Annotated in this window: 11 protein-coding genes; 9 read left to right on the top strand and 2 right to left on the bottom strand. The window is 41.8% G+C overall.

The window, feature by feature from the left end:
* The 3 genes from G588_RS0117720 to G588_RS0117710 form a co-directional block, all read left to right on the top strand.
* The coding region (locus tag G588_RS0117720; protein ID WP_022780029.1) for a hypothetical protein at nucleotides 1-411 on the top strand (411 nt) is incomplete at its 5' end.
* Nucleotides 412-538: 127 nt separating this feature from the next.
* Entirely contained in the window at nucleotides 539-1435 is an 897-nt protein-coding gene (locus tag G588_RS0117715; protein WP_022780028.1) for a hypothetical protein, read from the top strand.
* Between the two features lie 254 nt (nucleotides 1436-1689).
* Nucleotides 1690-2304, top strand: coding sequence for a PBECR4 domain-containing protein (locus G588_RS0117710; RefSeq protein WP_022780027.1), 615 nt, complete (start codon nucleotides 1690-1692; stop codon nucleotides 2302-2304).
* A 270-nt stretch (nucleotides 2305-2574) separates the two neighbouring features.
* On the opposite strand, the gene G588_RS23540 is transcribed toward G588_RS0117710, so the two are convergent.
* Nucleotides 2575-2961 (bottom strand): GHKL domain-containing protein, encoded by a 387-nt coding sequence (locus G588_RS23540; RefSeq protein WP_081644412.1) that lies wholly within the window; start codon nucleotides 2959-2961, stop codon nucleotides 2575-2577.
* Nucleotides 2962-2985: 24 nt separating this feature from the next.
* Between G588_RS23540 and G588_RS23535 the strand changes: the two genes are divergently transcribed.
* The 6 genes from G588_RS23535 (at nucleotide 2986) to G588_RS0117685 (ending at nucleotide 7299) form a co-directional block, all read left to right on the top strand.
* Nucleotides 2986-3195, top strand: coding sequence for a hypothetical protein (locus tag G588_RS23535; RefSeq protein WP_081644411.1), 210 nt, complete (start codon nucleotides 2986-2988; stop codon nucleotides 3193-3195).
* A gap of 164 nt (nucleotides 3196-3359) precedes the next feature.
* On the top strand, nucleotides 3360-4184 hold the full coding sequence (locus tag G588_RS20875; protein ID WP_242830394.1) for an ABC transporter substrate-binding protein: 825 nt from the start codon (nucleotides 3360-3362) through the stop codon (nucleotides 4182-4184).
* 62 nt (nucleotides 4185-4246) lie between these two features.
* Nucleotides 4247-4474: a hypothetical protein gene (locus tag G588_RS23210; RefSeq protein ID WP_242830393.1), complete on the top strand. Its 228-nt coding sequence runs from the start codon at nucleotides 4247-4249 to the stop codon at nucleotides 4472-4474.
* A complete protein-coding gene (locus G588_RS0117695) occupies nucleotides 4449-5465 on the top strand; it encodes a FecCD family ABC transporter permease (RefSeq protein ID WP_022780025.1) in 1017 nt (338 codons plus the stop codon). The genes G588_RS23210 and G588_RS0117695 overlap by 26 nt, the downstream gene beginning before the upstream one ends.
* Entirely contained in the window at nucleotides 5462-6496 is a 1035-nt protein-coding gene (locus tag G588_RS0117690; protein WP_022780024.1) for a FecCD family ABC transporter permease, read from the top strand. The genes G588_RS0117695 and G588_RS0117690 overlap by 4 nt, the downstream gene beginning before the upstream one ends.
* Entirely contained in the window at nucleotides 6496-7299 is an 804-nt protein-coding gene (locus G588_RS0117685) for an ABC transporter ATP-binding protein (protein ID WP_022780023.1), read from the top strand. Before G588_RS0117690 ends, G588_RS0117685 begins: the two co-directional genes overlap by 1 nt.
* A 329-nt stretch (nucleotides 7300-7628) precedes the next feature.
* Here the strand turns inward: G588_RS0117685 and G588_RS0117675 are convergent, their stop codons facing one another.
* A complete protein-coding gene (locus tag G588_RS0117675; RefSeq protein ID WP_022777606.1) occupies nucleotides 7629-8864 on the bottom strand; it encodes an IS256 family transposase in 1236 nt (411 codons plus the stop codon).
* Between the last annotated feature and the right edge of the window lie 111 nt (nucleotides 8865-8975).

Below are 8975 nucleotides of genomic sequence, written 5' to 3'. Positions count from 1 at the left end.
GAAGAGGCTATAGCTCTTTTGACGCAGGAAGCAGCTGAGCATGTAGATGAAGAGCAGAAAGAACGCGAGGAAGAAGCCAAAGAAGCTGCCGAAAAGAAGAAAGAAGAGAAGAAGGAAGAAGCAAAGAAACTCGAAAAAGAAGCTATGCAGCAGGAAATGATAGAGAATATCAAGGAACACGCTGCAGAGAGCCAGAGAACCAGTGCTGATACCAAAAGAGCTATTGCAAGAAGAGAACGTGCAGAAGCTGACAGCATGGGAGCAGAGGATGCCCAGAGAACTATTATTTCTGAGAGTGCATCTATGGAGGATACGCAGAATGCTGTTAATTCTGAAATTACGAATATCCTCAATAAGCTGAGCTTACTTTCAAATGATGTTAAGGGCAGCGCTGTTGACAGTCAGATATAAGAATGCTATTCATGACATAGATGATGCTATTGGTGACATTAGTATTATCTGATAAAGGATTGATGCCGAAAGGAAAAAGAGAAACCCTTGTGATATTCACAAATCATGTACAAGGAGGTAGATGATTATGGCAGGAATCAATATAACTTCAGTGAACAGACAGGTAAAAGACATTAGTCAGGAAATATATGCTGCAAAGTTGCAGCGTGACGAGATGCAGACAAAGTCTGTAAATAAGGATGAGAGCAGTGGCTTACAGAACGCTGTCGCCGATAAACTAAGTGATAAATCTAACATAAATACTGCTTTCTCAGATACGGCAGCTACTTTGTCTATTTCTGCTTTAGGTGCTGAAGAATTGGAAAAAGTAAGAGATTCCTGGAATAATCATCCTGTCAGCGCGTTATATGAAAAAGACATACCGGTAAGCAAAAATGCAGAGGGGGTATATAAAATTGGCGGAGCTTCATTTAATGATGAGGAGTTATCTGCAGCAAGAGATTTGATAACAGGTGTCGGAAGTCAGTTAAAGAATGGATATCTCAGTTACAGAGATTATGCAAAGATGGAAGTAGCGCATAAGGTTGTTGATAAATGTGCTACTGAAGGATTTAATGAAGCTCAGGCAAAAGCTATTAGCTGGGCTATGAAAGACTATAATCATAACCTGATCAGAACTCAGGAAAGGATGCTGGCAAATAAGAAAACCAAGACCAATGATGATCCTGAATCCGGAAAATATTTTGGCATTGAGGTTCATGTGCCAAATGAAGTAAGAAAATCAACTAATGAGTATGCAAGCACAGATATTGCTACAAACAATGATCTTATTAATAAACTTCGTGATAGTATAAAATCACTTGATATAAACGATAAGGACTCAGTATATAAGTATAAAGCACAATATGAAGAAATAATGAGACCTGTATACACGACTCAATATCCTTTGCAAAGGAATTCAGATATTGACGATATTATATCCAAAGATGTAAATGAGATATTGAAACTGAGCAGTAGATTGTAGACAAAGAAATTTAAGAAAAATATAGCAGTTAAATAATTGACTTTATCTCAGGAAATATGTATTATGATGATACAAACAGATGACTAGAGCATCTGTTGACTATGAAGTGTAAATCCCTACTGGCAGGGGGATACATGGAGTCTATGGGCGGGTTTAGTGTGACAACCGCGAGCCAGTTAGGCGTAAGCTGAAAAGAAAACACTTATAATTAAAGCCTCGACGTTACTGTCGGGGCTTTAATTATGGAGGTATATGTGGAAGTAGTAAATAAGATTAAGAAAAACGCAGATGCATACAATAATCTGCTTGGTATAGAGTATTATTTTTGTCTTGGTTATAAGGGAAAAGGATTTGAAGTCAGAGTTCATTTTTCTAAGGAAGAGTTTCATCATCTTGAAGGAATTGGTCAGTTACGTGATTTGAAAATTCACAGTGAAAGTGGAAATAGAACCTTTGATATGGCTTTAACAGGAGATGTTTTAGAAGATGAACTGAAAAAATCTCATTTTTACCAAAGTGGATGCGTTCAGAATAAAGTGGATTATCTTTATCTTCTAGAACGGATATTTGACGAAGACAATATAGTATTTAGATTCAGAAAATCGATGAAAGGCAGTGGTAAGATAGAAGCTGAGTTGTTTCTGACTTCGGAGTTGGAGAATGGACAGTTCTTTGTATATCTTGATAGAGTCGAAGAATCTGATGAAGAATACTACTGTAGGTCATTTGTGGCTAACCCTGAATTTGATAGAACGCAAGGACATGTAAAGCTTACTACCCTTTGGAAAGAAAAGATAAATTTTGAGACTGGCGAGAGAACTGTTTTGTATAGGTATAAAGATTTCTCACCAGATCAGCTAAATATGTGATGCAATGATTATTGAAGAATATAGTTATTCATTGATGACGAGGAAGATGTTTGACCAGTTGTTTGACCTTTCGGTCAGTCGGTGTTGTCAAACCTCCTTTCCATGTGGCTTTTGAGAAATTTCAATCGTGTTCGAATCACGTCACTCCGATTGCATTGAAAGCCGCTTGTTTAGCGGCTTTTTTATTTTCACTTTTCAAAAAAGTGAGTGACCAAGTGAGTGACCTAATAGGACACCTTATTCTGCAGATAGCTTTCTTTGGACATGGTTTCAGCTTTTTAACGGAAGAATGATATTTAAGTGGAAGATATCGTTCTCCGTATTTGTGTTGAGGGCTCCTTCGAACTTGTCTACAAGCAGCTTGATGCTCTTGATTCCATAGCCGGTTCCGGCACTGCCGACGTCTCTGACCGGCAATTCATCTTCAAAGACTATATTTCCTTCATAATAATTCCAGATATGTATCACAACAGAATCACCAAATTGCTTGAGGCTCACATCTATGAGGCGTTTGTCGGAATTGTTGCAACTGCTATCTGCAGCAATATGACAGTTACCTATGCACTTGGCAATCTTGGAACAATTATAGCACTTGGATGTAGCGGAATTGTTTTGGCAGTTCTTGCGGTAGTACTTCCAAATAAGTTTGGAAACCATGATATTCTTGGCACTATTTCAGTTTTGGGAGCGATAGCTCTTTTCACTACAGCATTTGGAAAGATCCTTTCAGAGAGAATCCTTCTCATCGCAGGACTTTTCAGCTACGACTCAGTTAATACTGTAGGCTGGCAGGTATTTAGCGTAACAGTAGTTGCATTTGCAGGTTTCATTGTGGGAGCGCTTGTTCTTATCATCGGCGCCTTCACCCGTTCTGTAAAGGAAAACGCATAATTTGTACAAGATAATAATTCTTGAGGAAGACTCCCGGCAGCTGCCGGGAGTCTTTTGGCATATAATAAAGATATAAAAATTGTGCAAGATTATGTTGACAACAATCGTAATTTATGAGAATATGGATGGGCGTTAGCAAGTGCTAACAAGAGAGGAGCTTATTCATGAAAAATAAATTATTATCTACAATTATGGCAGCAGTTATGGGCTTATCAGTAGTGGCTTGCGGAGCTTCAAATGAGACACAGACTGCCTCAAATTCAGTTAATACAGAGACAGAAGTAAATTCAGAAACAGAGGTAAACTCAGAGACAGCTGAGGGTAAGGCAACAGAGGATGCTTCTACAGACGAGATTTCAGCATCTGAGGATGTTTTCCCGCTCACTATCACACACGGCCTTGGCGAGACTGTTATTGAGTCAAAGCCTGAGAATGTTGTGGCAATTGCGTGGGGCAACCCCGATGTACCTCTTGCTCTTGGAGTTATTCCGGTTGGAATTTCAGAGGCCAATTTTGGACCAAGAGATGAGAATGGACTTCTTGCATGGACTGCCAAGGCTTTTGAGGATGCAGGCGTAAAGCCGAATGTATTTGATGATACAGACGGATGGGATTATGAGGCAATTTCAGATTGTGCTCCTGATGTGATTCTTGCAGCTTATTCAGGACTTAGTCAGGAAGAGTATGACAGATTATCAGAGATAGCACCTGTTGTTGCTTATCCTGAGATTGCATGGTCCACAACATGGCAGGAAGAGACAGTAAATGATGCCATTGCACTTGGTATGGAGAAAGAGGGCAGAGCACTGGTTGAAGATACAGAGAAGCTCATTGCTGATAAACTTTCTCAGTATCCCGAGCTCGAAGGCAAGAGAGTTGCTTTCTTCTGGCTTTCAGAGGATGACCTTGGAACCTTCTACATTTACACAAGCAATGATCCAAGAGCTGCCTTCCTTTCAGATCTTGGATTTGTACACCTGACAGCGTAAAGAGCCTTATCACAAGTGATCAGGATTTCTCAATCACAGTTAGTGCTGAGAATGCAGATCTTTTGACTGATGTAGATATCATCATCACTTACGGAACAGAGTCACTTGTAGATGCAATGCAGGCCGACGGAAGATTTGCAAACATTCCGGCTGTAAAGAACGGAGCATTTGTGCTTCTCGATTCAAATGATGTTCTTGCAGCAGCCAGCACACCAACAGTTCTTTCCATTCCTTATGCAATTGATGACTATTTGAAAGCGCTTAATGATGCAGCAGAAAAAATTCAGTAATTACAAGTTAATAACAGGGCTGGCGGTGGAGATCGCCTTCGTGCTATTGGGAGTTTTTCTCTCAATATCCTATGGCAGCAAAAGCATTCCTTTTTCGGATGTGACGGGATTTTTTACAGGGGCACTTACAGATGACTTCACTTCAGCAGTTATCTCAGCCAGAATACCCAGAACAGTTTTTGGGCTTCTGGCTGGTGCTGCGCTTGGGGTATCTGGAGCACTGATGCAGGCTATCACCAGGAACCCTATTGCTGACCCAAGTATCCTGGGAGTCAACACCGGGGCTTCGCTTCTTGTGGTGATCGGGATAGCATATCTTAATATTTCCTCCGGGATAAAGCTTATCGGACTTTCTTTTACGGGAGCTATAATTACAGCTCTTTTTGTATATGGAATCGCATCTGTGGGCTATGGGGGTGCAAATTCGATCAAACTTGCCCTGGCGGGAGCTGCGGTATCAACAGCTCTTGGAGCGCTGGTAAACACCATTATGCTTCCTGATTCACAGGTCATGAAGGAGTTCAGATTCTGGCAGGTGGGCAGCATAAGCGGAGCTACCTGGGATGATGTAAGACTGCTTATTCCGTTTTTTGTTGTCGGCGCAGGTTGTGCACTTCTTTGCGCATCCCCTTTAAATGCATTGGCTCTTGGAGATGAGATGGCTGTATCCCTTGGGGTAAAGGTTGGACAGATAAGGCTGTTTACTGCGTTTGCAGGAGTGCTTTTATGCGCGTCAGTTACTGCTCTTGCAGGACCTATCGGCTTTGTGGGACTTATGCTTCCACATGTTTGCAGGCAGCTTTTTGACAATGATCTGAGAATAATAATTCCATTGTCCATGATCGGAGGAGCAGGTCTTTTAACCTTTTCCGATGTACTTGGAAGAATACTGGGAAGACCCGGGGAGCTTGAGGTTGGAATTATTACTGCAATAGTCGGCGCTCCGGTATTTATCTGGATCGTTTGGAAGACAAAGGCAAAGGGCATATGACAAATTCAATAGATAATGATTTAAGAAAAATATATAAAAAGCATGACGTTCAGAACGCCTTTTGCATCGTGGCTCTTGTTGTCATCATCGGCATTCTTTCAGTGTTTATGATGACTCTTGGCAATACTGATTATTCGTTAAAAGAGGTGTTTGGATACCTGTTTAGTAATGAAACAAAAGGAGCTGCATATACCATAAAAACCTTGAGGCTTCCAAGACTGCTGGTAGGCGGTTTTGCGGGATTTGCTTTTGGCATTTCAGGATTTACTTTTCAAAATCTGTTAAGAAATCCTCTTGCTTCTCCGGATATTATAGGAGTTACGGCAGGATCCTCTGCGGCAGCTGTTTTCTGCATTCTGATCCTTGGAATAAGCGGCGCGGCTGCTTCATTTTTTGCCGTGGCAGCAGGACTTATCATAACTACACTGATATTTCTTTTATCAGGAAAAGGACATGCATTCTCAAGCAGGATGATCCTCATAGGAATCGGAATGCAGGCGGTTTTGAATGCATTGATATCATGGATGCTGCTGGTGGGCTCAGAGTATGATGTAGGAACTGCGCTCAGATGGCTTCGCGGAAGTCTTAATCTTGTGCAGATGAGTGATGTGCCTGTAATTGTGACAGTGACTGTTATTTGCAGCGGACTGCTTCTTATATGTAACAGATACCTTCGTATGATGCAGCTTGGTGACGAATATGCAACGACACTTGGAGTTCCGATGACAGCAGTAAGAGTATGCTGCATGGTCTGCGCGCTTGTGCTTAGTGCAACAGCGACAGCTGCCACAGGCCCGATCGCATCGGTTGCATTCTTATCTGGGCCGATTGCCCAGAAATGCACCAGGAACGGCAAAAATGCCATGGCTGTTGCAGGCCTTGTGGGAACGATACTTGTTTTTGCATCAGAACTTGTCAGCAAGAACGTTTTTGAGACGAAGTACCCTGTTGGCGTAATAACAGGACTTTTAGGGGCGCCGTATCTTCTTTTGTTACTGCTAAACCTGAACAGAAAGGGAGAAAAGATCTAATGGATGGATTTGCACTTAGTCATGATTTCTGTGCCAAGAACATCAGCACGGGATATGAAGAAAAACTGATACTTAAGGATATGAATATTACCATCCCTGCCGGAAAGTTCAGTGTTTTGATCGGACCAAACGGCTGCGGAAAATCAACTTTATTAAAGAGCTTTGCACGTCTCTTAAAACCAAAGTGCGGAAACGTTCTTCTTGACGGAAAATCAATTTACGAACTTCCAACCCAGCACCTGGCAAAGGAGATTGGGCTTCTTCCCCAGTCGCCGATTGTCCCTGCGGGCATAACAGTGGCAGACCTGGTTGCGCGAGGAAGGTTCCCTTATCAGAATCTTTTCGGGCAGCTGTCAAAGGCTGACTATGAGGCTATTGCCTGCGCTATGGAAGCAATGGGAATAGCGGAGCTAGCAGATAAGAGTGTGGATTCACTATCCGGCGGCCAGAGGCAGAGAGTATGGATTGCGCTGGTCCTTGCGCAGGACACAGATATCCTTCTTCTCGATGAGCCAACCACCTACCTCGACATTGCATATCAGGTAGAGATCCTGGACTGCCTGGCAAAACTTAACAAATTAAAGAAGACCACAATAGTGGCCATACTCCACGATATCAACCTATCCATCAGATATGCTGACCACATCTTCGCTATGAAGAAAGGACAGCTCCTTGCAGAAGGAACTCCAAGAGACATCATCACAACCGATCTCATGAAAGAAGTCTACGGCATGGAGAGCTCCATCATCACCGATCCCGAAACCGGAGCCCCCTACGTTATCCCAAGGAGCAAAGCCGGCTGATGTTTTGAAAATTATGATGTGGAAATTATGACCTGGTGGCAGATACTTATCATTGTTCTTGATGTTGTATTTGGTCTTATGGCTGCACTTAGTATTTTTATGTTTATCCGCAGCAAATAGAGAAAGAAATCACAGGCATAAAACTATGTCTTTTGTAAAGGGGCTTCCGGTAAAACGGAGGGCTCTTTGCTTTTTTTAAATTGTGATAAAAAACATGGGATTGTTTTGGTCAGACAGCTGAAAAAGCTTGATGAGAGAGCAAAGATTCCGACATTTATAACGGTCAAGTCCTTTTTTGTGTGTAAATTACCTTTAGGTGCTAATCGGCGCTATGCCGCCAATAGTTTCAGCTGTTCCACGGCTATTTCTTTAAGCTGAGGAATGTAGTCATCTACTGTTTGTAGCTGCTTCTTGGGGTAACCAGATGTAGTTGCTGAAGCAAATGCTTCGTGAACATCCATAAGCACGCTCCCCATGATTCTTATTACAGAAGCATCATTAGGGAATACTCCAATCACTGTTGAGCGGCGCTTTAGTTCTCTGTTAAGACGCTCTATGTGATTTGATGTTCGATGATAGATCCTAAGGCGTTCTGGCAATACCATTACTGTCATTGCACTTTCGAATCCCGCGTCTAGACATTCCATAGCTGCTGGCGCAACATCACTGTAATCACCTATTATGCGGTCTCGGATCTTTCTTGCCTCTGAGATAGTTGAAGCGTGATACATTTCAAGCAACTCGGAATGGAGCCCTTTTTGATACTTATTGGGCGTTTTATCAAGTATATTTCTTGAGAAATGAGTTTGACATCTTTGCCATGGAACTTCAGGGAAGACCTTCTTTATTGCATAAAGGATACCAGGATGAGCATCGGAAGTAATGACTCTCACTCCGTGCAGGCCACGTTTTCTAAGTGACTCGATGAACATGAACCATGTATTGTTTGTTTCGTTATCAAACAGGTCAAATCCAATGACTTCACGCTTGCCTTCAGTATTTGTGGCATAAGCTACCATGAAGGCCTTTGATACGATTCTGTGGTCATTACGTACCTTGAAATAAGTAGCATCTATAAGGACAAATGGATATGCATTGGTCAGCGGTCTGTTACGAAATTCATTAACAATGACGTCCAGATCCTTGCATACCTCCGACACCATAGACTTTGAGTAGGAAGTGCCACATAATGTTTCGACAACCTTTGCTACTTTTCTGGTAGATACACCGGCAACCACCATTTCGGCCATACTTGCTACAAGAGCAGCCTCACTTCTCTGGTAATTATCAAATATAAGTGACTTGAATGGAACATCTCTATGCCTGGGAACTACTAACTCAATCTTACCAAGACGAGTAATCAACTGGCGCTCTCTGGTGCCATTACGGCTGTCAGTTCGGTCTTCAGAACGCTCGTATTTTTCTGCTTTGAGTTGTTCTGTAGATTCAGCTTGAAGGATGCTGTTCAAGCTGTCCTGTAGAAGCTTTTTAAATGCATCATCACGATTTGATGAAAGTAACTGTAGTATTTCTTCTTGGTTTAAAGTAATATTTAGTTGAGCCATTGAGCTATACCTCCGGTTAATTTGATTGTGGTGATTTAATTATACCTAAAGGTGAGCCTTTGGCTCTTTTAATATTAATTTATAAATTTACACCATTATATGGACATTACT

Source organism: Butyrivibrio sp. AE3009, assembly GCF_000420845.1.
Classification (GTDB): Bacteria; Bacillota; Clostridia; order Lachnospirales; family Lachnospiraceae; genus Butyrivibrio.
Note: the sequence above shows the minus strand (reverse complement) of the source record. Positions and strands in the feature narration are given on the sequence as shown.

Bases quoted from the DNA above. Each gene is read 5' to 3' on its own strand.
- G588_RS0117690 (WP_022780024.1), top strand. From the start codon at position 5,462: ATGACAAATTCAATAGATAATGATTTAAGAAAAATATATAAAAAGCAT.
- G588_RS0117715 (WP_022780028.1), top strand. From the start codon at position 539: ATGGCAGGAATCAATATAACTTCAGTGAACAGACAGGTAAAAGACATT.
- G588_RS0117675 (WP_022777606.1), bottom strand. From the start codon at position 8,864: ATGGCTCAACTAAATATTACTTTAAACCAAGAAGAAATACTACAGTTA.
- G588_RS23540 (WP_081644412.1), bottom strand. From the start codon at position 2,961: ATGGTTTCCAAACTTATTTGGAAGTACTACCGCAAGAACTGCCAAAAC.
- G588_RS0117695 (WP_022780025.1), top strand. From the start codon at position 4,449: ATGATGCAGCAGAAAAAATTCAGTAATTACAAGTTAATAACAGGGCTG.
- G588_RS0117685 (WP_022780023.1), top strand. From the start codon at position 6,496: ATGGATGGATTTGCACTTAGTCATGATTTCTGTGCCAAGAACATCAGC.
- G588_RS20875 (WP_242830394.1), top strand. From the start codon at position 3,360: ATGAAAAATAAATTATTATCTACAATTATGGCAGCAGTTATGGGCTTA.